Origin of the sequence: Kitasatospora sp. NBC_00039 (assembly GCF_045160625.1) — a bacterium.
Classification (GTDB): domain Bacteria; phylum Actinomycetota; class Actinomycetes; order Streptomycetales; family Streptomycetaceae; genus Kitasatospora.
Window position 1 is genome coordinate 4,705,803 of sequence record NZ_CP108289.1, and the last position, 22,475, is coordinate 4,728,277.

A 22,475-nucleotide genomic window follows, 5' to 3' on the forward strand; every position below is an offset into this window, starting at 1 on the left:
CTTCCACCACCCTCACGCGCACGGAGCCAGGAATGACCCTCCCCACCACCCACGTCAGCTTCCCGGCCGGGGCGGTGACCGGCGAGTCCCCGGTGCTCGCGGTGCACCCGCTGGACGGCGGACGGTACGCGGTCGTCACCGAGGCGACCCCGTTCCACCCGCTCGACCACACCTGGCCCGACCAGCCCGCCGACCTCGGCACCCTCACCGTCGACGGCACCGAGCTCGCCGTCGTCGACTGCCTGACCGGAGCGGTCGGCCCGGACGGCGGCGCGCCGCTGGTCGGCGCCGACATCCCGGTCCGCCGCGGCGACGAGGACTGGTCCTGGCTGGTCCTGCACGTGGTCGACGGAGACCCGGGCGACCTGGCCGGCAAGGTCGCGGTGCTCGCCGTCGACGCCGAGCGCCGCGCCGCCCTCTGCGCCTCGCACAGCGGCTGCCACCTGCTCGCCCTCGCCCTGAACGCCGCCCTGGCCCCGCGCTGGCGCAAGGACCCGGGCCGCGCCGACGCCTTCGGCCACCCGGACTTCGACAGCCTGGCGATGGCCACCTCCGTGATGGACACCGAGGCGAGCACCGACACCTACCGGCTCGGCAAGTCGCTGCGCAAGAAGGGCTTCACCACCGAGGCGACCGAGGACTTCCCGGCCCTCGCCGAGGCCCTGCCCGCCCTCACCGAGGCCGTCAACCGGCAGCTGGCCGCCTGGGTCGCCGCCGACGCCGCCGTCCGCATCGACGTCCCCGGTCCCGAGCTGACCGCCCGCCGCCAGTGGCACTGCGAGCTGCCCGAGGGCCCCGCTCAGATCTTCTGCGGCGGCACCCACCTGCACCACCTCGGCGAGCTGGCCGAGCTCCGCACCGAGCTGCGCCTCTCCGAGGACGGCAGCGAGCTGGTCGCCGTCACCCGCCCCAAGCGCGGCTGAGCGGGCTCTGAGCGGCCCCTGGGCGGGCTCTGAGCAGCCCTGAGCAGCCCTTCTGAGCCCGGGCCCGTAACGCCGCGGGCGGCCACCCCCGTCGTCCGGGGTGGCCGCCCGCTGTGCGTGCGCTCTCCGTGGTCCTCGTCCCGGATCCTCCCGGGATCCTTCTCGGACCCTCGGATCAGATCTTCGTACGGTGGAAGTTCAGGAACGAGCGGGACGGCGTCGGGCCGCGCTGGCCCTGGTAACGAGAGCCGTAGCGCGCGGAGCCGTACGGGTGCTCGGACGGCGAGGAGAGCCGGAACAGGCAGAGCTGCCCGATCTTCATCCCCGGGAAGAGCTTGATCGGCAGCGTCGCGACATTCGACAGCTCCAGCGTGACGTGCCCGCTGAAGCCGGGGTCGATGAAGCCGGCCGTGGAGTGCGTCAGCAGGCCGAGCCGGCCCAGGCTGGACTTGCCCTCCAGTCGCGAGGCGACGTCCTCGGGCAGCGTGATGACCTCGTACGTCGACGCCAGCACGAACTCACCCGGGTGCAGGATGAACGCGTCGTCGCCCTCCGGCTCGACCAGCCGGGTCAGGTCCGGCTGCTCCTCGGAGGGGTCGATGTGCGGGTAACGGTGGTTCTCGAAGACCCGGAAGAAGCGGTCCAGTCGCACATCGATACTGGAGGGCTGGATCATCGCAGGGTCGAACGGGTCGATCACGACCCGGCCCTTGTCGATTTCGGTCCGGATGTCCTTGTCAGAGAGCAGCACGCTTCGAGGTTACGTGCACGACACGGCCCCGGACGAATCGCCCGGGGCCGCACCCGTCACTCCCGCCGCGCTTCCGCGCCGCTTCCGCCTCGGTCAGGCCAGGAACTCCGCGGCCTCCAGCCGCATCGCCCGGGCCAGTTGCGGAGCGGACAGCTCCTGCACGTCGGCCAGCACCGAACTCCGCAGCCGTCCGCACCGCGGACAACGGATCAGCCGGCCGGGCCCCAGCCGGCCGGGCCCGAGGTTCTGCATCGGGAACGTGGTGGTGCTGAACAGGTGCCCCTCGGCACAACGAACGACGGCGCGCTGCTCCATCGGTCCCCTTCCCATCCTTACCCCAGTACTCACCCGTACTCATCGCGCCCCGGACGGGCCGGGGCCCCCGGGACAGCGTCACATTAGGGGAAGTTCCGGACATTCCACACCACGGCTCGCCGCCCCGAAACCCACCCCGCCGGAGCACTCTCACGCGGCCCACAGAGTACGCCTCCGCCCCGCCCCCGGCCGCCTCCGCCACGACCTCCTGCCACCTGTGCAACCGGCGTCACGGATGGGGTACAGTGATGGCGGATCGAGCGGTCTCTGACGGCTCATCAGGCGGGCGTAGTTTAATGGTAGAACATGAGCTTCCCAAGCTTATAGCGCGAGTTCGATTCTCGTCGCCCGCTCCAACGCTCAAGGCCCAGGTCAGGGACATGATCCCCGATCTGGGCCTTTGCTGTTGGCGTGCTGCTTTTGGCCGCCGTGCCCCGCGGGCGCCCCAGTGGTCGGGCGTGCCTGTTCCGGGCTTACGGGTGAGTTCCGCATCCATGCCGTGGCTCACCTGCCCCCGGGGGCGGGTGACTTGTCGGCGGTCGAAGCCGATGCGGACGTCGTCCCGGTCGGAGCCTTCGTTTCTGCGGGCGAAAGCCCCGGGCGGCCGTCGCGCGGGGTGCCGGCCGGTACCGTCCTCGTCCGGCGGGGTCGGCCTGAGTCGCAGCCGCGGGTCCGTCTGCTGATCCTGCTGCTCCGCCGGGGATTTCGCGGATCCTCGACGGGGTCGAGCCGAACCGGTGAGCGGTCGGGAGCGTCGGCTCAGTGGGTGGGCGGGGTCCAGTCGGCGGGCAGGCCGGACTGGGCGAGGACGGAGTTGAGGCTGTAGTAGTCCTGGTCGGAAGCGATCCGGTGGTGCTCGCCGAGGTCGAGGAGGGTCGCCATCGGCACGGCGAACGGCTTGGGCGCGCCCTTGAGGTGGCCGGAGTAGACGGCTTCGACGGTGATGTGGGAGCCGTCCTGGTGGGTGGCCTTCACCGCGACGTGGACGTCGTCGATGAGGCTGTCGGTGCGGGCCTTCCACCCCGCGATCTCCTGGCGGCCGTGGAAGGTGACGCCCAAGCCCTGGTCGGTGTAGGTGCTGTCCGCGGTGAACAGGGCGCCGAGCGCCTGGGGGTCGCCACCGTTCCATGCGGCGGCCCATGCGGCGACGGCCTTGGGGAGGTGCTGCCCGGTGGGCTGCGCGGCCGCGGCGGTGGTGCCGAGTACGGCGCAGACGGCCGTGGCGCCGATCAGTGCGGTCAGGGTGCGGCGCGGGGTGGACTTCACGGTGGGACTCCTTCGGGTGGGGGCGGGTCGAGAGGTGGGTGCGCGTCGGGGGTCAGGGGGTCAGAACGACCTTGCCGGAGACCGTGCCCGACTCGGCCAGGCGCAGGGCTTCGGCGGCCTCGGCGAGCGGCAGTTGGGCGGCGATGCGGGCGGTGACCTCGCCGCGGCGGACGGCGGCGAAGACCTCGGTGAGGTCGGCGCGCAGCCGGGCCCGGAAGCGGTCCTTGTTCAGCGGCCGACCGGCCCAGATGTTGTAGAAGTGGGCACGGCGCCCGTTGGGCAGGGTGTTCCAGAGCCAGGTGCGGGCGAGGATCTTCAGGACGGGCCACTGCTTGGAGCCGGTGTCGTCGCGGGTGGAGGCGCTGCCGTAGGAGATGAGGGTGCCGCCGGGGGCGAGCAGGCGCCAGGAGTCGACGACGCTCCGGCCGCCGAGGTGGTCGAAGACGGCGTTCACCCCGCCGGGTGCCAGTTCGCGGACCTGGGCGGGCACGTCGCCGGCGCGGTAGTCGACCGGGACGACGCCCAGTTCCCGCAGGGCGTCGTGGTGCCGGGGGGAGGCCGTGCCGATCACCTTCACGCCCGCCGCGCGGGCGAGTTGGACCAGGACCGAGCCGACGCCGCCGCCGGCGCCGTGCACCAGGACGGTCTGTCCGGTGCGCACCCGGGCCTTGCGGTGCAGCATCTGCCAGGCCGTGATGCCGTTGACCACGACGGTCTCGGCCTCCGCCGCTGTGAGGCCCTCCGGGACTCGGACCGCGTCGTCGGCGTCGAGGACGACGTGGCTGGCCCACCCGCCGACCTTCACCAGTGCCGCCACCCGCTGCCCGGCCAGGGCCGGGTCGACACCCGCGCCGGTTGCCAGCACCCGGCCGACCAGGTCGTAGCCGGGCACGAACGGGAAGGCCGGCTGGTCGTAGTACCGCCCGCGGCGCATCTGCTGCTCGGCGAACGAGACGCCGGTCGCCTCCATGGCGACCACGATCTGCCCCCGGCCCCCCTCCGGAACGGCGCTCTCGCGGATCTCCAGGCCCTCCGGCGCCACGATGCCCGGCAGAACGACCTCGATACGACGTTGGGTGCCCATGATCGCCTCTTCTCGTAGATGCTTTCGCGTTCGTTAGAAGTTATAGCTCCATCTGAACGTGAGAGTCAAGAGCGATGGTGATACCCTCTAACTAGCAGTGGCTGGAGAGAGGAAGGCGGGTCATGGGCGAATCGGGTACGAGGACACCGAGGGAGCGCTACCGGGTGCAGGTGCAGGAGGAGATCAAGCGGCACGCTTGGGGGCAGATCGCCACCGCCGGGGCCTCGGCGTTGTCCCTCAACGCCATCGCCAAGCAGATGGGTATGAGCGGGCCGGCCCTCTATCGGTACTTCGCCAACCGCGACGAGCTGATCACCGAGCTCGTCAGGGACGCCTACCGCAGCCTGGCCGACACCTTCGCCGCCCGCGCCGAGGCCGGCACCGACCTCGGCGGACTGGCGGACTCGCTGCGCCGGTGGGCTCTGGACGACCCCCAGCGGTACTTCCTCGTCTACGGCACCCCCGTGCCCGGGTACCGAGCACCCGAGGACACCACGCGCATCGCCGCCGAGATCATGGCGCACCTCCTCGACGCCTGCGCCGCCGTGCAACCGCCCGCCACGCCGCGCCCGCTCGACACCCACCTCGCCGAGCACCGCGCCTGGGCCGGAGAACACCCGGCCCCGTCATCGGCGCTCGGCCGGGCCCTCGCCTTCTGGACCCGCCTGCACGGCGTCCTCTCGCTCGAACTCGCCGGACACTTCACCGGCATGGGATTCGACCCCACCGAGCTCTACGCCGACGAGGTGCGAGCACTCGGGGGCCAGTGGGGCTGACGTCTCAGGACCGGTCCGCGCCCGCCGCGCCGGATGGCGCCAGGTCGGGCGCCGGCTCGGTGTCGTCCAGGCGAGGCGTTCGGGACCGCCCGGCTGCTGTGGCTGCACCGCATCGCCGAGGCCTGCGCGTACGGCATGACGAAAGTCATGGTCACCGTCGTGCGGAACGCCTCCGGAACCCGTGAAGTCCGCTCTACTGCCACGGCCCCCGGATTCCTAGGGTCGAACCATGAACACCGAATCCGTGATCCAGGTCGCCGACCTGCGTGTCGACTACGGAGCCAGGACCGCCGTGGCCGGCATCCGTCCCGACGTGCGTCCGGGTGAGGTGGTCGCGCTGCTCGGCACCAACGGCGCGGGCAAGACGACCACCATGGACGTGCTGGAGGGCTATCTGCGGCCCACCTCGGGCAGCGTCACGGTCCTCGGCCACGACCCGTACACCGAGCGCGCCCGCATCGCCCCGCAGATCGAGATCCTGCTCCAGGAGGCGGGCTTCTTCGGTGAACTGACCGTCGCCGAAACGGTCCGTGCCTGGCCACCCCGTCCGCCGCCTCCGTCCAGGACGCGCTGCGCCTGGTCGACCTGGAGGACCGGACCCGGACGAAGGTCGGCCGGCTCTCCGGCGGCGAGCGGCGCCGGCTCGACCTCACCCTTTCCGTCCTCGGCAGGCCCCGGCTGCTGTTCCTCGACGAACCCACCACCGGCCTCGACCCCGAGTCGCGCCGGGAGACCTGGCGGTTCCTCAAGAGGATGGTCGACGACGGCATGACCATGCTGCTGACGACGCACTACATGGAAGAGGCCGAGTTCCTGGCCGACCGGGTCGCCATCATGGACCGCGGCCGGATCGTGCGGCACGGCACTGTGGGCGACGTCCTCGCCCGGGAGGCGAGCACCCGGATCTCGGTGACGGCCGATGCCGCCGTCAACGCCCGCACCCTGCCGACGTTCCCCGACGCCGAGGTGCACGAGGCCGACGGGCGCCTCACCCTCGTCACCGCCGACCCGCAGCCCGTTCTCCGGCTGGTGCTGAACTGGGCCGACGACAACGCGGTCCGCCTGCGCGGCCTCGAAGTACGCACCGCATCCCTGGAGGACGTCTTCCTCGACCTCGCCGCGACCGGAAGGGGACGAGCATGACCTGGCTGCGTCTCACCTCCTCTCAGCTCCTGCTCTCCCAGAGCGTGTACTGGCGCGATCTCGGCTTCGCCCTCACCGGGCCGGAGTCGCAGGTCCGCTGACCTGCGACTCCGGCGGCTCGGGGGTGCCGGGGTCAGTGGGTGCCGGCGGCGAGGGCTTCGAGGGCGGGGACGAGGGCGGCGGGGGAGGGCAGGGCCGCGTTCTCGGCCCGGAGTCGGGCGGCTCCCTCACGGAGGCCCGGGTCGGTGAGGAGACGGTCGAGGAGCGGGGTGTCGACATCGGGGGAGGCGGAGCGCAGGGCGGCGCCGGCGGCGGTGAGGGCGTCGGCGTTGATGAAGTGGTCGGCGCCCTGGGGGAGCACGAGTTGGGGCAGGCCGGCCTGGAGGGCGGTGAGCATGGTGCCGGAGCCGCCGTGGTGGATCAGCGCGTCGGAGGTGGTCAGCAGTTCGGCGAGCGGGACCCAGGGGAGCGGGCGGACGTTGTCCGGCAGGGTGCCGAGCGGGGCGAGGTCGGCGTCGCCGACGGCCAGCAGGAACTCGGCGTCCGCCGAGGCGGCGGCCTCGATGAGGCGGACGATCGCGCGGACGCCGTCCATTTCGGTGAGGATGGTGCCCAGGGTGACGGCGACGCGCGGGCGGGTGCCGCGGCGGAGCAGGTCCCCGGGGACCACGCCGCCGCCGTTGAAGGGGAGGTAGCGCATCCGCAGGCCGTCCGGGTCGCCGCCGAGCGAGGCGGGGACGACGTTCAGCGGGGTGGCCTTGGCGGGGCCTGCCACACCGTGTGTCTCGTAGGCCTCGGTGAAGTTGGCGGCGATCCGCACGGCCATGCCGAGGCCCGAGGCCACGCCGAAGTTCTGGATCACCGAGGGGATCTTGAGCTTGGCGGCGACCAGCGGGGCGGCGGCCTGGAAGGAGTCGTGGACCACCAGGTCGGCGCCCCAGTCGCCGGCCGCGGCCAGCAGGCCGTCGACGGTGGAGCGGGAGGCGAGGGCGAAGCCCCTGGCCGCCCTGTCGAGGATCTGATCCTGGGTCAGGTCCAGTGCGACGTAGCGGATCTTCTCGCCGGTGGACTGCTCGATGGCCTCCCGGATGCTGCGGCCGTCGCCGATCTCGATGATCGGGAAGCCCGCCGCCCGGAGCGGTTCCAAGGGCCTCGATCCGGCGAAGAGGACCTCGTGCCCGGCGGCCCGCAGGGCCTGGGCGGTCGGGATCATCGGGAAGAGGTGGCCGGCCGCGGGCGGGCCGGTGAAGAGTATGCGCACGGGTGTCTCCTGATCATTCGGCAGTCGGGCCGGCCGACGGACCGGTCCGTCGGCCGGTCGGCCGGTCGCCGGACGGGTGCGGGTCGTTCGGATGCGCCCGCACCTCCTCCCTGTCGGAACTGACGAATGGTCAAGCCCTGTTCCCCGGGGGATCGATAATCGGACGTTCTGCCGCCGGCCTTGCCGGCCGGGAGGCGGTGTGCTCCGCGGTGGGGCGGGCGGCGGTGGGAGGGGCCGGAGGGAGCGGCGGTCGGGGCGGCGGTTCGGGGCGGCCGCTCAGAGCGGCGGGAGGGGGAGGGTCCGGAGCCGGTCGGGGTCGGCGAGGAGGTTGATCTCGGTGATCGGGCCGTTGACGACGGTGAACGACAGGACGGAGAACGGCCGGCCGTCGGGGGCGTGGCCAGGCCGAGGGCGCCGTTGATCAGGACCGGGCGGGCGAGCGGGGCGGGGCCGCGGAAGAGCAGGGCCTGCTGGGCGACGCCGAGGCGCCGTGGACGAGGCGGGGCAGGGTGCCGACCCGGGAGGCGTCGGCGCGGCTGAGCCGGAACCAGGCCTCCCGGACGGCGTCCTCGGCCTCGCTCAGTAAGCCGGGAATCCGGTAGGCCACCGACCGGAGCCGGGGGCGCTGCTGCTCGAACTGCCTGGCCAGGGAGTCGATTTCGTTCATCGGGCGCCATCGCAATCGGCCGTCGGGCCCGTCCGGGCGTGACGGGCGTGACGGGCGTGACTCTGTCTGACATGTGACGATTGGTCGGCCATGGCGGCGCGGGAGTCAGGTGGCGACGCCGACGGTCCGGTGGACCGACTCCGGCCGCTCCAGCAGGGCGAGCATGCAGTGGGCGACGCCGGCGCGGGCGGCCGAGAGGCCGCGGCGCACGTTGCGCCCGTACGCCGTCCGTATGGGCCGGGTCGGCGTAGTGCCGGCGCAGCGCGGCCCGGGTGAGCGGCGCGGCGAGGTGGCGCATGAAGAACCCGTCGCCCGGGTCGTGCCGGGGCGGTCGCGGGCGGGCGGGGGAGGGGACGGCGCCGATCGGGGCCGCGCTGACCACGATCAGGCGCCGGACGCCGACCTCGCGCATCGTGGCGGCCACCGACCGGGTGCCGCGCCAGGCGCCCGAGCCGTACGGATCCCCGGCCCCTGCGGCGCAACGGTCCGCGGCGGGTCAGGCGGCGGCGAGGAAGTCGCGGACGGTCTTGGTGAAGGCCTCCGGCTGCTCGGCGATCACGACGTGGCCGGTGTCGAACTCGGCGTACTCGCTGCCGGCGATGGCCGCGTGCAGGCGGCGTGCGTTCTCCACCGGAATGGTGGCGTCCTGGGCGCAGCCGATCACCAGGGTCGGGGCCTGGACGAGGGGGAGCAGGGCGGTGATGTCGAGCTGGAGGTCGAGTGCGATGTGCCGCAGCGTGCCGGGGGTCGGCTGCATGAAGCCGGCGCAGGCCTCGACGCCCTCGCGGCCGATCCGGTTGAGGAAGCCGCGGCTGAAGGCGGTCAGGGTGGCGTAGCGGCCGAAGGCGGCGGCGTCACCGGCGAGGGCGAGCCAGACGATCATCATGTTGCGCACGTACTCGTCGTCCGTGTTGATCCAGCCCGCAGTGGCGACCAGGCGGCGCACCTGCTCGGGGCGTCGGGCCGCGGCGGCGGTGGCGACGACGGCGCCGAGCGAGAAGCCGACCATGTGGACGGGCCCGCGGCCGGCGTCCTCGATGACGGCGTTGACCTGGGCGGCGAGGGTGTCGATGGTCAGCTCGGCGCCGTCGTCCTCGGCGGCCTCGCTGCCGGACAGGTCGGGGAGGAGCAGGGTGTAGCGGTCGGTGAAGGCGTCCAGCAACTGGTCCCACATGGCGGAGCCGGGGCCGGTGCCGTGGACGAGGATCAGGGTCTCGGGGCCGTCGCCCACGATGCGGTAGGGGATGCGGGCGGTGTCGACGGTGACGCTGGGCATGGCGGGTGGTCCCTTCGATGGGGCGGGGTGCTGCGCTGACAAAAAGTAAACTACACGGTGTAGGCGACGAATTCAACTACACCGTGCAGTACAATGTGTGGGGGCGCCCCGGCCGCGCGATCTCGAAGGCCGTGCGGCGAGGGCCGGCCCCGGGGTGGGGCCGGCCCTCGCCGCGACGGTGGCGCCGCGTCAGCCGTAGAGGCGCAGGAACGCCCGGATGCCGGCGGTGACGCCGGCCGTCAGCTCGGCCTCGGGGAGGTGGATCGCGCCGTAGAAGGTGGCGTCGGCGGCGCCGCTGAACGTCAGCAGGGTGAACTGGGTGGCAGCCAGCTCGGTGTCCTCGACGTGCAGCAGCCCCTGGTCGGCGAGGCGGCCGAAGTGTGCGGCGAGGTCGCGCTGGGAGGCGAGCGGGCCGGCGTCCAGCCAGGCGTTCAGGACCTCGGTCGGGATGTTGCCGGCCTCGGCGCGGATCGTCCGGCCGAGTGCGTAGTGGTCGCCCGCTCCGAGGACGGCGCGGGCGCGGTCGAGGGCGAAGGCGTTGAGGTCGGCCTCCAGGTCGACGATCTTGTGCAGGTGCCGGTCTGCCAGGCCGGCGATGATCTCGGTCAGCTCGCCGGCGGTCTCCAGGGCGACGGAGAGGAACAGCTTCTCCTTGTCGCCGAAGTGGTTGTAGATGGTGCGCTTGGACACGCCGGCCTCGGCGGCGATCGCGTCCACGCTGGCCCGGGTGTAGCCCTCTCGGCCGAACACCGTGCTCGCGGCGCGGGCGATGGCCTGCCGCTTCTCGGGCATCCGGCGCGAGCCCGTGGCCGGCGCGGGTGCTCCGGAGGTCGCTGAGGTCCCAGGGGTCATCGGGCGGTCTCTCCTCTGCTGAATATTGCACTACTCGGTGCAGTTTACGCCTGGGGGCGTCCTGTGCGGCCGGTGCGCCGGCCGTGGAACTGGCGCGGCGCGGCGGCCGTCCAGGGGAGTGCGGAGGAACGAAATCCCGTCCCGGGTTGAACCCCGGGAGAAGACGGAGGTCCCGGTGCAGCCAGGTGGTACCGAAGTGAACGTCGAGAGTCCCGCCGGGCCGCGGCCGGGGGCGGCCGCCCCGTCGTCCGCCCCGTCCGCGCACACCGGGGCGGTGGACCAGGCGGCGGCCGCCGTGCGCTGCGAACTCCTGCTGCAGGACTCGCTGGACGCCGTCCGGCCGCAGCTCACCTGGCGGCACGGGGCGGCCCGGGCGGGCGCGCGGCTTCCGGTGCCCGGGTCCGGCCCGGACGACGCGGCCGTGCACTGGTACGTCGGCCGTAGCCGGGACATCGTCACCATCGTCTCGGCGGCCCGCCGGCCGGCGCTGCCGGGCATGGTCGAGATGCGGTGGCGGCGGCGCGGATGGACCGTCACCTCGGTGAACGCCGGGCGCGAGTGGCCCGGCCTCGCCGCGACCACGCCGGACGGCTACCGGCTCGCGCTGGAGTTCGGCGAACTGGGCGAGGCCCGGCTGACGGCGCTGTCGCCGGGGGTGGCCCGCTCGGAGCCGTGGTCGGACGGCGGGGTCGAAGTGCCGGGATCCTCGGGCTACTCGGCCCGGCTGCCGGAGGTGTGCTGCCCGTTCTGGAGTGCCATGGGGTGAGGCGGGGCGACGGTGCGGGGTGGAGTAGGGGAGGCGCGGAGCGAGTCCCCCCGGACACGCTCCGCGCCGCCTCGTCGCACGGCTTCGACGCGCGTCGCTCCCCCCGACTCCCCGGCCTCTCGCCGTCCCCCCTGGCTCCACCCTCCGGCGAGGGTCGTCCGCACAGGCCTCGGCGAGCCCCCTGTCAGCGGAGGCGTCGTTGATCTCCACGCTAACAAACCGAGTGGTTGGTTTGTCAATATCGGGATCCACGAAACATCCACATCTGCGGGCCGGGGATCCGGGTCGGGGCGCAGCCGTCTGACCGGCCGTCACCGGCCCGTCGGGAGGCCTCGACAGTGCACCGGGGGCGTGTCGCGGCGCATCCGTCATCACCCGTTCGGGTGGCCGGAATCCGACATTCCGCTCGCTCGTTCGGGCCGGCGCGCAGGAGAGTGCGCGGGCTCAGCGCAGCAGCCGGCGCTCCTTGGCCACGGCCACCGCTCCGGCCCGGGTGTCCACGCCCAACTTGTCGTAGATCCGGCCCAGATGGGTCTTCACCGTCGCCTCGCTGATGAACAGCGCGCGGGCGATCTCCCGGTTGCCCAGGCCCTGCGCCAGCTGGGCCAGGATCTCCTGCTCCCGCTCGGTGAGCTGCGGCGCCGGGGCCCGCATCTGGGCCATCACCCGGGAAGCGACCGGCGGGGAGAGGACGGTACGGCCGCGCGCCGCCGCGTGCACCGCGGCGAACAGCTCCTCCGGCCGCTCCGCCTTCAGCAGGTAGCCGGTGGCGCCCGCGCCGATCGCCCGGGTGATGTCGGCGTCGGTGTCGTACGTGGTGAGGACGAGGACGTGCGGGGCGCCGGGCGCGGCGGTGATCCGGCGGGTGGCCTCCACACCGTCAATGCCCTCGCCGAGCTGGAGGTCCATCAGCACGACCTGCGGCGCGAGGCGGGCCGCCAGCGCGACCGCCTCCTCCCCGTCACTCGCCTCGCCGACCACCTCGATGTCCCCGGCGCTGGCCAGCAGTGCCAGCAGGCCGGCCCGGACCACGGCGTGGTCGTCGCAGACCAGCAGGCGGACCGGCGGTGTCGCGGGGGCGGTACTCATGGCCGCCTCCCGGTCGCTCGCTCGTTCATCGTGGCTCCAGGGGGGCTCGTCGGGGCTCCAGCGGGATGGCGGCCGAGACGACGGTGCCCTCGCCGGGTGTGCTCTCGACGGTCAGGGTGCCACCGAGCTGGCGCAGCCGGGCCCGCATCGCGGGAAGTCCGTGGCCGCGCCCGCTGTCGGGCCGGGCGACGGGCCGGGCACCGCCTGCCGGCCCGTCGGCCCGGAAGCCCCGGCCGTTGTCGGCGATGTCCAGGACGGCCTGGTCGCCGAGGAAGGAGAGGGTCAGCGCGGCGGCCGAGGCGCCCGCGTGCTCACGGACGTTGGCCAGCGCGCCCTGGGCGATCCGCAGCAGCGCGGACTGGGCGGCGGCCGGCAGCGGCACCGCGGCGCCGTCCAGGTGGAAGCGGACAGGCAGGCCGCTCTCGGCGGACTCCCGCTCGGCGAGCGCGCGCAGCGCCTGGTCCAGCGTGCGGCCGTCGGCGAGTTCGGCGGGCGCGAGGTCATGGACGAAGCGGCGGGCCTCGGCGAGGTTGCGGGCTGCCACCTCGGCGGCGGTCCGGACGTGGGTGCGGGCCGTCACCGGGTCGGCGTCCCAGGTGCGGTCGGCGGCCTGGAGCAGCATCTGCTGGCTGGAGAGGCCCTGTGCCAGGGTGTCGTGGATCTCCATGGCCAGCCGCTCGCGCTCGGCCAGGGTGCCCTCCCGCCGCTCGGTGGCGGCGAGTTCGCGCCGGGTGCGCCGCAGGTCGCGGATCAGCGCGCGCTGCCGCTCGGCCTGCCGCTCCATGAAGAGGAAGACGCCGGTGGCCAGCGCGGCCACGGCGGGCGGCAGCAGGATCAGGTTGGCGTCCACGCCGCCCAGCCGGACCTCGCCGACCACCACCAGCAGCGTGAGCGCCGCGACCAGCGGGATCGCCGCCCGGGCGGGCAGGGTGCGCAGGGCCGTGTAGACGAGCGGGACGGCGCACCAGGCGAAGCTCGGCGCCAGCAGCACCAGCACCGCCCAGAGCGCCACCACCAGCGCCAGCGGCCAGAGCCGGCGGCGCTGCCCCGGGGCGGGCGGGTGGCGGTGCGCCAGCCAGGAGCCGGCCGGCTGGGCGACGGCCAGGGCGAGGCCGAGGCCGATCACCCAGGGGATGCGCGGGCTGCCGGGGTGGTGGCCGAGGTAGCGGCCGAGCGAGGTGGCGAGGAGCAGCAGGAAGGCGGAGTCGAGCAGGACGGCCAGCCGGCCGGCGTCCGGATCACCGGCGGCGGCTCCGGGCGCGGCGGCGGGCTCGGGCTGCTCCACGTGCTCGCTCCTCACTCCGCTTCCGAACGCGGCGGTTGCCGCGCCACCCGGGCCGGCCGGGACCTCCCCAGGGCCGGCGGGGACCTCCCCAGGGCCGCGTACGGACCTGGCTGACCTGCGCCGATCCCTCGATGGTGGCCCGTCCGGCCGGGGCGCGCATCAGCCGATCGGTTGACGGGTCCGTCATCCATCATGCGCGCGGGCGGCGGCCGGACCGTCGATGTGGGGAGGGGGTCCGCGGCCGGAGGATCGGTACCGAAGTCGCCGAGCCCGATCCGGTCCCCCGGTTCCGGCCGTGGCCCCCCGACCCGATCCGACGAGGAGCTGGACCATGAAGAAGACCTCCGTGCGCACCCGCGTGCTGACCGGTACCGTCGCCGCCGCCGCGCTGGCGGCCGCCACCGTCGGCGCCGTCTCGGCCAGCGCCGAGACCACCGAGGCCCCGGCCGCCGCCACCGCGGTGAAGGCCGACACCCAGAACAAGAACCTCACCCAGACCACCGGTCTGACCATCGAGGCCGCCACCAAGGCCGCGGAGGCCACCCTGAACGCGGCCACCAAGGCCGGCCAGCACGTCTCCGTCGCCGTGGTGGACCGCGACGGCGTCACCCGGGTGCTGCTCAAGGGCGACGGGGCCGGCCCGCAGTCGCCGGAGTCCGCCGAGCGCAAGGCGTTCACGGCCGTCTCCTGGAACGCGCCGACCTCCGAGCTGGCCAAGCGCCTCGCCCAGGCGCCGAACCTCAAGGACATCCCCGGCACGCTGTTCCTGGCCGGCGGCGCCCCCGTCCAGGCCAAGGGCGCGCCGATCGCGGCGATCGGTGTCGCGGGCGCGCCCAGCGGCGACCTCGACGAGCAGTTCGCCCAGGCGGGCGTGGCCGAGCTCGCCAAGTAGCGGCCGGCGACGGTCGGCGACGGCGGGCGGCGCGGGTGGCCGGCGCGAGGCCTGAGCAGCCGGTCTGTGCGCCGGGGCGGGCCCCCGACCGTCCCGGCACACCGGTCATCGCGTCGCCGCCCGCCCGCGCCCCTCGCCCGCCACCCGGGTACCGGGAGCTCCCCGTAGCGGGGACCCCCAGTGGGGGAACCCAACGTACGTGGGACCCCGAGTACGGGGGACCCCGCCCGGAAACCGGTGCGGCGCCGTACCGGAGCGGTCAGGATGTCCGCATGGCACACATGACCGAGGCCGAGTGGCGCGCCTTCCTCTCCGCCGGCACCCGAACCGCCAAGATCGCCACCACCCGGGCCGACGGCCGCCCGCACGTCGCGCCGGTCTGGTTCCTGCTGGAGGGCGACGAGATCCTCTTCAACACCGGTGCCGACACCGTCAAGGGCCGGACCCTGGCCCGCGACGGCCGGGTGATGATCTGCGTGGACGACGAGCGGCCCCCGTTCGCCCGCGTCCTCGTCCAGGGCACCGCCCGGCTCAGCGACGACCTGGCCGAGGTGCGCAGCTGGGCCACCCGGATCGCCGCCCGGTACATGGGCGAGCACCGTGCCGAGCAGTACGGGGCCCGCAACGGCGTGCCGGGCGAACTGCTCGTACGGGTGAAGATCGAGAAAGTCGGCGCAGAACAGGGGGTGGCCGACTGAAAAGCCGGGTGCCGCTGTCAGTGGCCCGTGGCAGGCTTCCCGGCATGACGGCGTGGACCCTCAACGACATCGAACGTGCGATCCGCTCCTCCTGGGGTGTCGACACCTGTGCTCCCGAGGACTTGGCCCACTGGCGTCCCGACAATCCCGCCCGCGGCCAGTGCGGGGTGACGGCGATGGTGCTGCACGACCTGCTGGGTGGCGAGCTGATGATGGGCGAGGTGCACGTCGGCGGCGTCCGGACGGACCTCCACTGGTGGAACAGGTTCGCCACCGGCGTCGAGATCGACCTCACCCGCGAGCAGTTCGGCCCGGACGAGCGGGTCGGCCCAGGCCGGCCGGTCGCCCGCCCGCAGCGCCCCGGCCGGCTCCAGGCCCAGTACGAGCTGCTGCGCCACCGGGTGATCGCCGAGCTGGAGGCGGGCCTGTCCCCGGTCTCCACGCTGCCGGCGCGGGCGGTCGCCTGAGCGGGCGGTCCGTCCCGCCCGGGCGCGCATGAACCCCGGCGCCGGGCCGGCCTGACGTACAGTCGGGCGCGTCGGATCGTGGACGGGCGACGGGCGACGGGCGACGGGCGACGGGCGACGGGCGACGGGCGGCAGGGCGCCGTGGCGATGACGGGAGTGTGCGATGTCCGGGATGACGGTCGGGTTCGTGGGGCTCGGCGCGATGGGGCAGGGCATGGCCGCCAGCCTGCTGCGAGCCGGCCACGTGGTCCGGGTCTGGAACCGTTCGCCCGGGCCGGTGGCCGCGCTGGTGGCCCAGGGCGCGGAGGCCGCCGACGGCCCGGCCGACGCCTTCGCCGCCCAGGTGGTGGTCTCCATGCTCGCCAACGACGAGGCGGTCGAGCGGCTGCTGCTCGACCCGGCCCTGCTGGCCGGCGCCGCGGCGTCCGTCCACGTCAACACGGCCACGGTCTCGGTGGCGCTCGCCGAGCGCGCCGCGGCCCTGCACGCCGAGCACGGCCTCGGCTACGTCGCCGCACCCGTGCTCGGCCGGCCCCCGGTGGCGGCGGCCGGCGAGCTCAACATCCTGGCCGCCGGGAGCACCGCGGCGCTCGCCGCCGCGGAGCCGCTGCTCGCCGCGATGGGCCGGCGGACGTGGTACTTCGGCGAGCGCCCGCCGCAGGCCAACACCGCCAAGATCAGCGCCAACTTCCTGCTGGCCTGCGCGATCGAGTCGATGGCCGAGGCGTGCAGCCTGGCCGAGGCCAACGGCGTCCGGCCGGCCGACCTGATCGAGATGCTCAGCGGCACGCTCTTCCCCGGCCCGGTCTACTCCGGCTACGGCGCGATGGTCGCCGAGCGCCGCTACGAACCGGCCGGCTTCCGGCTGCCTCTCGGCCTCAAGGACGTCAACCTCGCGCTCACCGCGGGTGCCGACGCCCACGTACCGCTGCCCTTCGGCAGCATCCTGCGGGACGCCTTCCTCGACGCGCTCGCGCACGGGGACGGCGAGAAGGACTGGGCCGCCGTCGCGGCCGTCGCCCGCCGCCGGGCCGGGCTCCCGGAGTAGCGGACCACATCGGCCACACGGCGAAGACCCGGTGCGAAGCCGGTGCCAAGACCCGGTGCCAGGACCCGGTGCGAAATCCCGGTGCCCGCCGCCGCACCGGCTGCCTACGATCGCGGCGTGACGCTCACACACGAACCCCGCTCCGAGGAGCCGTGGCTGGTCCGCACCGGCCGGCTGGAGCTGCGCGCGGTCTGCGCCGACGACCTCGCCGCGCTGTTCCGGATCAACACCGACCCTCGGACCTGGAGCCACGTGCCCGCGGGGCGGCACCGGGACGAGGAGACCACCCGGGCCTGGATCGAACGGGCCGTCGGGCGCTGGGAGTCGGGCGGACTCGGCTACTGGACGGCCCGGCGGCCCGCCGACGGCACGGTGGTCGGCGTCGGCGGCGTCGCCTTCCAGCCCGACTCCGGTTTCTGGAACCTCTACTACCGGCTGGACCCGGCGCACTGGGGCCGCGGCTACGCCACCGAGCTGTCCCGGGCCGCGATCGACGCCGCCCACCGGCACGCGCCGGAGGTGCCGGTGGCGGCCTGGATCCACGCCCACAACGCCGGTTCCCGCGGGGTCGCCGCCCGGCTCGGCCTGACCGACCAGGGCCTGCGCCGGGACCCGGCGCTCGGGGAGCTGCTGCACCTGTACACCGACCGGCAGGTGCCGCCGGCCCGGTCGTAGACTCGAACCCTTTGCCGGCCGACACAGCCACGGGGGTCCCGATGTCCGAGCAGCACGCCGCTGCCGAAGTGCCGCGCAACTTCCTCTTCCTGGTCGCGGGCTCGCGGGCGGGCGGCAACTCCGAGCAGCTCGCCCGGATCGCCGCCGAGGCGAGCCTGCCGGCCGGCGCGGAGCAGCGCTGGCTGCGGCTGAGCGACCACCCGCTGCCGCCGTTCGAGGACCGCCGGCACACCGGCGGCGGCTTGCGCGAGCCGGCGGGGCACGAGCGCACCCTGCTGGACGCCACGCTGGCCGCGACCGACCTCGTCTTCGTCGCGCCGCTGTACTGGTACTCGCTGCCGACCAACGCCAAGCTCTACCTCGACCACTGGTCGGCCTGGCTGCGGGTGCCCGGCGCGGACTTCCGTGCCCGGATGGCCGGCGGCACCGTCTGGTCCGTCACCGCCCTCGCGACCGAGCCCGACAAGGCCGACCCGCTGATCGGCACCCTCCGGCTCTGCGCGGACTACATGGGCATGCGCTGGGGCGGCGCGCTGCTCGGCAACGGCACCCGCCCGGGGGACGTGCTGAAGGACGAGCAGGCGCTGGTCGCCGCCGAGTCGTTCTTCGCCGGCTGAGCCGCGCGCCCGGCCCGACGGCCGTTCGGGACGTGTACCGGTCACGCTGGGGTCATGCCGCAGGGCGGTGCAAAAGCCGTGCCAGGTGTTGGAGTCGGGCCAATCGGACAGGGCGCGGCCGGAGGCGTGTACGAAGCGTGGCACCCGCCTTCCGGGGCGGGTCGGTCCTTCGGTAGTCTCCGTCGGACTTTCAGCTTCGCGGGGGGACCGCTGTTCGGACAGCCCACCCTGCCGCGCCCCCGGGCCGCGCCCGGACACTCTCGTGAGGTCTTCCTTGCCCATGTCCATACGTCGCAGTCTTGCCCTCGCCGGCGCCGCCGCGCTCGCGTCCTCGATGGTGCTGGCCGGTGCCCAGGGTGCCGCCGCCGTCGGAACCACCGGCTCCCCGTCCGCCGCGGCCGTGCCGCAGGCCGACAAGGCCGGGCACCAGAGCCTCGACCTGTCCGTGCACGGCGTGCCCGACACCTTCATCGCGGGTGGTGACGCCCGCGAGTTCACGTTCAAGATCGACAACTCGACCAAGCACGACTTCGCCCTCATCCCGCTGCTCAAGTTCAAGAACCGCGAGGGCAGCCTGGAGGCGGGCGACCTCAAGGTCGAGTACCAGCTGCCCGGCGGCCAGTGGCTGCCCGGCTCGGTCGCGCCCGGCGGCGGGGACTCCGACGACGACGCGGTGCTCACCCTGCTCGGCGGCGTGGGCCAGGACGGGAACGTCGCCGACGACGCCCTCCAGGTCGTCAACCAGGGCAAGAACCTCACCATCAAGGTCCGGGTCTCCTTCACCAAGGACGCCCCGCTCGGCAAGGCCGGCGTGGTCCCGGTGGTGTTCTCCGCCCAGCTCGACGACAAGACCCACGAGCCGGTCGGCGAGGGGCACTTCAGCTGCGACGGCATCCGCGGCGCCGGCTTCACCATCAAGGCCGGCGGCACCAAGCCGAGCCCGACCGGCAAGCCCACCACGGCGAAGCCGACCACCGGCAAGCCGAGCCCGACGGCCACCCACTCGCCGTCCGCGACCGCCACCGCCTCGCCCTCCGCGACGGCCACCGCGACCGCGACCACCACCGCGTCGCCGTCCGCGACGACGACCGCGACCGCCTCGCCGTCCGCGACCGCGACCGCGACCACCACCGCCACCGCCTCGCCGTCGGCGACGGCCACCGCGACGGCCACGTCGACCGCGACCGCCTCGCCGTCGGCCACCACCACGCCGAGCGAGGCCGCCACCAGCTCCGCCCCGGCCCCGGCCGTGAGCAGCAGCGACGTGCAGCAGCCGATCGACTTCCCCGTGGCGGTTCCGGCCGTGACCGCGCCGAAGCTCACCCCGGCGGCCGTCACCAAGGCCAAGGCCGCCGCCGACAACGCGGACAAGGCGCTGGCCCAGACCGGTGGCGGTGACGACACCACCGCGATCGCGATCGCCGGCGGTGCCGTCCTCGCGGCCGGTGCCGGCACCCTCGTGGTGCTGCGCCGCCGCAAGTCCGCCTCGCAGGGCTGACCGGGCAGGGCTGACCAGGCAGGGCCCGGGCGAACTGCTCAAGCGCTCCTCGGGTGTCCGTCCGCCGGACACCCGAGGGGCGTTTCCGCTTCCGGTGGGTCGCATAGGATGACCGGCCGGAGGGGGGCGGAGCGGCACGGAGAGGTACAGGGGTGCGGGGAGCACGTTCGGCTCGGGTCAGGACCGACTACGAGGCCGCCACCGGGCGGATCGCGGGCCTGCCGCTCCGCAGACACCACGTCCTGCTGGTCGCCTGGACGGTGCTCTGGTTCCTGCTGGTCGAGCCCAGCGGCGGCTTCTCCTGGCACTACCTGCGCCAGGGCGAGGAACTGCTCTTCAGCGGTCAGGCCGACGGCGGGCTCTCGCTCTACGCCCACCACCCCGAGCTGCAGATCGGCCCGGTCAGCCTGGCCGTGGCCCGGCTCTTCGACCCGTTCGCCGCGCACACCGGCCAGGTGCTGGCCGAGGCCGCGATGTCCGGGCTGGGCCTGGTGATGCTGGTCCTGGTGGGCCGCACCGCCGCCTGGTACTACCTCGGCACCGGCACCAACCACCGCCGGCTGCAGCAGCGGCTGCTGATAGCCGGTCTGGCGTTCATCCCGATGTGGGTGGAGGTCTCGGTCCGCTTCGCGCACCTCGACGACGTGCTGGCGCTCTTCTTCACCACGCTCGCCGCGCACGCGCTGAGCCGCGGCAGGGCCGTCCAGGTGGCGGTCTACCTGGCGCTGGCGGTGGACTCCAAGCCGTGGGCGTTGGCCTTCGCCCCGCTGGTCCTCGCCCTGCCGCGGCCGGCCTGGCTGCGGACCGCGCTCTGGTTCGCCGGTCTCGTGGCCGTCGCCTGGCTGCCGTTCTACCTGGGCAATCTGGACACGGTGGCCGCCGCCAAGTTCACCATCCCCAACCAGCCGGCCTCGGCGCTGCGCTGGTTCGGGGTCACCGACCCGGCCACCCCGTGGTGGGACCGGCCGACCCAGTTCGCGCTGGGCCTGGGGCTGGGCAGCATCGCCGTCTGGCGCGGCCGCTGGCCGGCCGTGGTGCTGCTGGGGGCGGACGCCCGGATCCTGCTCGACCCCAGCGTCTACACCTACTACACCGCCTCGATCCTGCTCGGCACCCTGCTCTGGGACGCGGTCGGACAGAAGCGGCTGGTGCCCTGGTGGAGCTGGATCGCCCTGGCCGCGCTGTACGGGGGCACGCTGCTGATCCCGTCGGACGCGGCGCGCGGCCTCGTCCGGCTCGCGTTCGTGGTGGTCTCGGCCGGGTACGTGCTGCTCTGGCCCACCCGGCGGGGCCGCCGTCCGCACCGCGGTGACGGCGAGGCGGTCCGCGGCCGAGGGGCCCGGCGGCGTGAACGGACGCTGGTGGGGACGGCTCCGTAGGCCGGAGTCCGGCGCCCCTCCTCAGCCCGCGACGAGGCGGCGCGCGTCGTCCGGCACCGCGGTGGGCCGGGCCGCCCGGGACCGGCCGAACAGCACCGCCGCCAGCGCCACGCCGACCGCGGCCCCGGTCAGTTGGGCCAGCACGAAGCCCGGCACGGAGCCGAACGCTATCCCGGTGTAGCTGTCGGTCAGCGTCCGCCCGAGGGTGACCGCCGGGTTGGCGAACCCGCCCGAGGAGGTGGCCCAGCCGGCCGCCCCGACCCAGAGGCCGACCGCCGCCGGCACCAGCCGCCTGCGCCCGCTGCCGGCCAGCCCGGCGACCACCAGCATCAGCGTTCCGGTGGCCACCACCTCGCCCAGCCAGAGGGCCGTCCCGTCCCGGCCGTGCCCGGACGGCTCGGCGAACGGCCGCCCGAACATCACGTTGGCCAGGCCCGTCCCGGCCACCGCGCCGGCCGTCTGCGCCGCCGCGTACGCGCCCAGCTCGCGCATCGTCGGCGCCGGCCCGCTGCCGTCGCGCCGGCCGGCCCACCACGCACCCGCCGTCACCAGCGGGTTGAAGTGCCCGCCGGAGACCGGGCCGAGCAGTTCGATCAGCACCGCCAGGGCGAACGCGGAGGCGCCGACGTTGGCGAGGAAGCGTACGGCGCCGTCGGAGCTGAGTGCGGCGGCCTGGATGCCCGAGCCGACCACCACGGCGGCCAGCGCCGTCGTGCCGGCCGCCTCCGCGGCCAGGCGTCGTACCAGGGGCGCAGGGGTGGTGGTCATGGCGCCCATGGTCCTGGCCGCCGCCCCGGCCCGGCAATAGGCGGCTTCGTCCAACCTGGGGCCGGGTTGCGGCCCTCTGCTCGGAGAGTCGCACGGGGCTGACGGCCCCCGGTGCGCGCGGGGCCCGTGACACTGGGCTTGACCCTCACGCAACGGGAGGCGGGAGGGTCGTGGTCAGCAAGAAGGGAGCAACTCGCATGAGCGGCGGATACTCGGTCGGTGAGGTGGCGAAGATCGCCAGGGTCACCGTCCGCGCCCTGCACCACTACGACGAGATCGGACTGCTGTCCCCCCGGGGCCGGACCCCGGCCGGCTACCGCCGGTACCAGGACGCCGACCTCGACCGGCTGCAGCGGATCCTGTTCTACCGCGAACTCGGGTTCCCCCTGGAAGAGATCGCGGCCATCCTGGACGACCCCTCGGTCACCCCGAGCGAACACCTGCGGCGCCAGCACCGGCTGCTGACCGACCGCATCGCCCACCTCCAGGAACTGGCCGCGGCCGTCGAACACGCCATGGAGGCAGAGAAGATGGGTATTCAGCTGACCCCGGAGGAGAAGTTCGAGCTCTTCGGTGAGTCCTACAAGGAGGAGTGGGAGACCGAGGCCGAGCAGCGCTGGGGCGACACCGCGGCCTGGGAGCAGTCCCAGCGGCGCACCGGTGGGTACAGCAAGGCCGACTGGGAGCGGATCAAGGCCGAGACGGACGCGCTCAACGCCCGCCTGGTCGAGGTCTTCACCGCCGGCGAGCCCGCCGACGGCGGCCCGGCCATGGACCTCGCCGAGGTCCACCGGCAGCACATCTGCGACAACTTCTACGACTGCACCTTCGAGATCCACCGCGGCATCGCCGGGATGTACGTGGCCGACCCGCGGTTCACCGCCACCTACGAGCAGCTCGCCCCGGGCCTCGCCCAGTGGCTGCACGACGCCATGCTCGCCAACGCGGCCTTCCGCACCGGCGAGTCGGCGTAACGTCC

Annotated in this window: 24 protein-coding genes, 1 tRNA gene and 1 pseudogene; 15 read left to right on the forward strand and 11 right to left on the reverse strand. The window is 74.0% G+C overall.

Translation table 11 applies throughout. The features are described from left to right. Positions 1-32: 32 nt before the first annotated feature. Entirely contained in the window at positions 33-923 is an 891-nt protein-coding gene (locus tag OG286_RS20775; protein ID WP_396324262.1) for a metal-dependent hydrolase, read from the forward strand. Between the two features lie 175 nt (positions 924-1,098). Here OG286_RS20775 and dcd read toward each other — a convergent pair whose 3' ends face one another. Together dcd and OG286_RS20785 are read right to left on the reverse strand one after the other, a co-directional pair. Further along, complete coding sequence (gene dcd, locus OG286_RS20780) at positions 1,099-1,674, reverse strand: dCTP deaminase (RefSeq protein WP_396324261.1); 576 nt, start codon at positions 1,672-1,674, stop codon at positions 1,099-1,101. A 93-nt stretch (positions 1,675-1,767) separates the two neighbouring features. Beyond that, positions 1,768-2,004, reverse strand: coding sequence for a hypothetical protein (locus OG286_RS20785; protein ID WP_396324260.1), 237 nt, complete (start codon positions 2,002-2,004; stop codon positions 1,768-1,770). Positions 2,005-2,271: 267 nt separating this feature from the next. Between OG286_RS20785 and OG286_RS20790 the strand changes: the two genes are divergently transcribed. After that, positions 2,272-2,345, forward strand: a tRNA-Gly gene (locus tag OG286_RS20790). A gap of 403 nt (positions 2,346-2,748) precedes the next feature. Here OG286_RS20790 and OG286_RS20795 read toward each other — a convergent pair. Continuing rightward, positions 2,749-3,255, reverse strand: coding sequence for a nuclear transport factor 2 family protein (locus OG286_RS20795; protein WP_396324259.1), 507 nt, complete (start codon positions 3,253-3,255; stop codon positions 2,749-2,751). 52 nt (positions 3,256-3,307) lie between these two features. Next, positions 3,308-4,339: a medium chain dehydrogenase/reductase family protein gene (locus OG286_RS20800; RefSeq protein ID WP_396324258.1), complete on the reverse strand. Its 1,032-nt coding sequence runs from the start codon at positions 4,337-4,339 to the stop codon at positions 3,308-3,310. A 122-nt stretch (positions 4,340-4,461) separates the two neighbouring features. On the opposite strand from OG286_RS20800, the gene OG286_RS20805 reads away from it, so the two are divergent. The 3 genes and pseudogenes from OG286_RS20805 (at position 4,462) to OG286_RS20815 (ending at position 6,258) form a co-directional block, all read left to right on the forward strand. After that, positions 4,462-5,115 carry a TetR/AcrR family transcriptional regulator gene (locus tag OG286_RS20805; RefSeq protein WP_396324257.1) on the forward strand — a complete coding sequence of 218 codons (654 nt, stop codon included), beginning with the start codon at positions 4,462-4,464 and terminating at the stop codon, positions 5,113-5,115. A 229-nt stretch (positions 5,116-5,344) separates the two neighbouring features. Continuing rightward, positions 5,345-5,760 (forward strand): annotated as a pseudogene (locus tag OG286_RS20810) (ATP-binding cassette domain-containing protein); the annotation flags it as partial. A 123-nt stretch (positions 5,761-5,883) separates the two neighbouring features. Then, positions 5,884-6,258: a hypothetical protein gene (locus tag OG286_RS20815; protein ID WP_396324357.1), complete on the forward strand. Its 375-nt coding sequence runs from the start codon at positions 5,884-5,886 to the stop codon at positions 6,256-6,258. A gap of 133 nt (positions 6,259-6,391) precedes the next feature. Here OG286_RS20815 and OG286_RS20820 read toward each other — a convergent pair whose 3' ends face one another. From OG286_RS20820 to OG286_RS20835, 4 genes are all read right to left on the reverse strand, one after another. Continuing rightward, the gene (locus OG286_RS20820; RefSeq protein ID WP_396324256.1) at positions 6,392-7,519 is read right to left on the reverse strand and encodes a glycosyltransferase; all 1,128 of its coding nucleotides are present in this window, start codon (positions 7,517-7,519) and stop codon (positions 6,392-6,394) included. Between the two features lie 421 nt (positions 7,520-7,940). Further along, positions 7,941-8,186, reverse strand: coding sequence for a hypothetical protein (locus tag OG286_RS20825; protein ID WP_396324255.1), 246 nt, complete (start codon positions 8,184-8,186; stop codon positions 7,941-7,943). A gap of 496 nt (positions 8,187-8,682) precedes the next feature. After that, on the reverse strand, positions 8,683-9,462 hold the full coding sequence (locus OG286_RS20830; RefSeq protein ID WP_396324254.1) for an alpha/beta fold hydrolase: 780 nt from the start codon (positions 9,460-9,462) through the stop codon (positions 8,683-8,685). A gap of 189 nt (positions 9,463-9,651) precedes the next feature. Beyond that, positions 9,652-10,314: a TetR/AcrR family transcriptional regulator gene (locus OG286_RS20835; RefSeq protein WP_396324123.1), complete on the reverse strand. Its 663-nt coding sequence runs from the start codon at positions 10,312-10,314 to the stop codon at positions 9,652-9,654. A 196-nt stretch (positions 10,315-10,510) separates the two neighbouring features. On the opposite strand from OG286_RS20835, the gene OG286_RS20840 reads away from it, so the two are divergent. Further along, positions 10,511-11,080: a hypothetical protein gene (locus tag OG286_RS20840; RefSeq protein WP_396324122.1), complete on the forward strand. Its 570-nt coding sequence runs from the start codon at positions 10,511-10,513 to the stop codon at positions 11,078-11,080. A gap of 444 nt (positions 11,081-11,524) precedes the next feature. On the opposite strand, the gene OG286_RS20845 is transcribed toward OG286_RS20840, so the two are convergent. Then, positions 11,525-12,169, reverse strand: a complete 645-nt coding sequence (locus tag OG286_RS20845; protein ID WP_396324121.1) for a response regulator — start codon at positions 12,167-12,169, stop codon at positions 11,525-11,527. Between the two features lie 25 nt (positions 12,170-12,194). Continuing rightward, positions 12,195-13,454, reverse strand: a complete 1,260-nt coding sequence (locus tag OG286_RS20850) for a sensor histidine kinase (RefSeq protein WP_396324120.1) — start codon at positions 13,452-13,454, stop codon at positions 12,195-12,197. 331 nt (positions 13,455-13,785) lie between these two features. Between OG286_RS20850 and OG286_RS20855 the strand changes: the two genes are divergently transcribed. The 8 genes from OG286_RS20855 to OG286_RS20890 all read left to right on the forward strand — a co-directional run bounded on the left by OG286_RS20855 (position 13,786) and on the right by OG286_RS20890 (position 20,728). Beyond that, the gene (locus OG286_RS20855) at positions 13,786-14,346 is read left to right on the forward strand and encodes a heme-binding protein (protein ID WP_396324119.1); all 561 of its coding nucleotides are present in this window, start codon (positions 13,786-13,788) and stop codon (positions 14,344-14,346) included. 281 nt (positions 14,347-14,627) lie between these two features. Beyond that, positions 14,628-15,044 carry a PPOX class F420-dependent oxidoreductase gene (locus OG286_RS20860; protein ID WP_396324130.1) on the forward strand — a complete coding sequence of 139 codons (417 nt, stop codon included), beginning with the start codon at positions 14,628-14,630 and terminating at the stop codon, positions 15,042-15,044. A 44-nt stretch (positions 15,045-15,088) separates the two neighbouring features. Further along, positions 15,089-15,511, forward strand: a complete 423-nt coding sequence (locus OG286_RS20865) for a hypothetical protein (RefSeq protein ID WP_396324118.1) — start codon at positions 15,089-15,091, stop codon at positions 15,509-15,511. Between the two features lie 163 nt (positions 15,512-15,674). Beyond that, the gene (locus OG286_RS20870) at positions 15,675-16,559 is read left to right on the forward strand and encodes an NAD(P)-dependent oxidoreductase (RefSeq protein ID WP_405365662.1); all 885 of its coding nucleotides are present in this window, start codon (positions 15,675-15,677) and stop codon (positions 16,557-16,559) included. 117 nt (positions 16,560-16,676) lie between these two features. Then, positions 16,677-17,234 (forward strand): GNAT family N-acetyltransferase, encoded by a 558-nt coding sequence (locus OG286_RS20875; RefSeq protein ID WP_396324116.1) that lies wholly within the window; start codon positions 16,677-16,679, stop codon positions 17,232-17,234. Between the two features lie 68 nt (positions 17,235-17,302). Further along, the gene (locus tag OG286_RS20880) at positions 17,303-17,851 is read left to right on the forward strand and encodes a flavodoxin family protein (RefSeq protein ID WP_396324129.1); all 549 of its coding nucleotides are present in this window, start codon (positions 17,303-17,305) and stop codon (positions 17,849-17,851) included. A gap of 280 nt (positions 17,852-18,131) precedes the next feature. Beyond that, positions 18,132-19,349: an LPXTG cell wall anchor domain-containing protein gene (locus tag OG286_RS20885; protein WP_405365663.1), complete on the forward strand. Its 1,218-nt coding sequence runs from the start codon at positions 18,132-18,134 to the stop codon at positions 19,347-19,349. A gap of 152 nt (positions 19,350-19,501) precedes the next feature. Further along, positions 19,502-20,728, forward strand: a complete 1,227-nt coding sequence (locus OG286_RS20890; RefSeq protein WP_396324114.1) for a hypothetical protein — start codon at positions 19,502-19,504, stop codon at positions 20,726-20,728. A 21-nt stretch (positions 20,729-20,749) separates the two neighbouring features. On the opposite strand, the gene OG286_RS20895 is transcribed toward OG286_RS20890, so the two are convergent. Continuing rightward, on the reverse strand, positions 20,750-21,496 hold the full coding sequence (locus OG286_RS20895) for an aquaporin (RefSeq protein ID WP_396324113.1): 747 nt from the start codon (positions 21,494-21,496) through the stop codon (positions 20,750-20,752). 197 nt (positions 21,497-21,693) lie between these two features. Between OG286_RS20895 and OG286_RS20900 the strand changes: the two genes are divergently transcribed. Continuing rightward, the gene (locus OG286_RS20900; RefSeq protein ID WP_396324112.1) at positions 21,694-22,470 is read left to right on the forward strand and encodes a MerR family transcriptional regulator; all 777 of its coding nucleotides are present in this window, start codon (positions 21,694-21,696) and stop codon (positions 22,468-22,470) included. Positions 22,471-22,475: the final 5 nt, after the last annotated feature.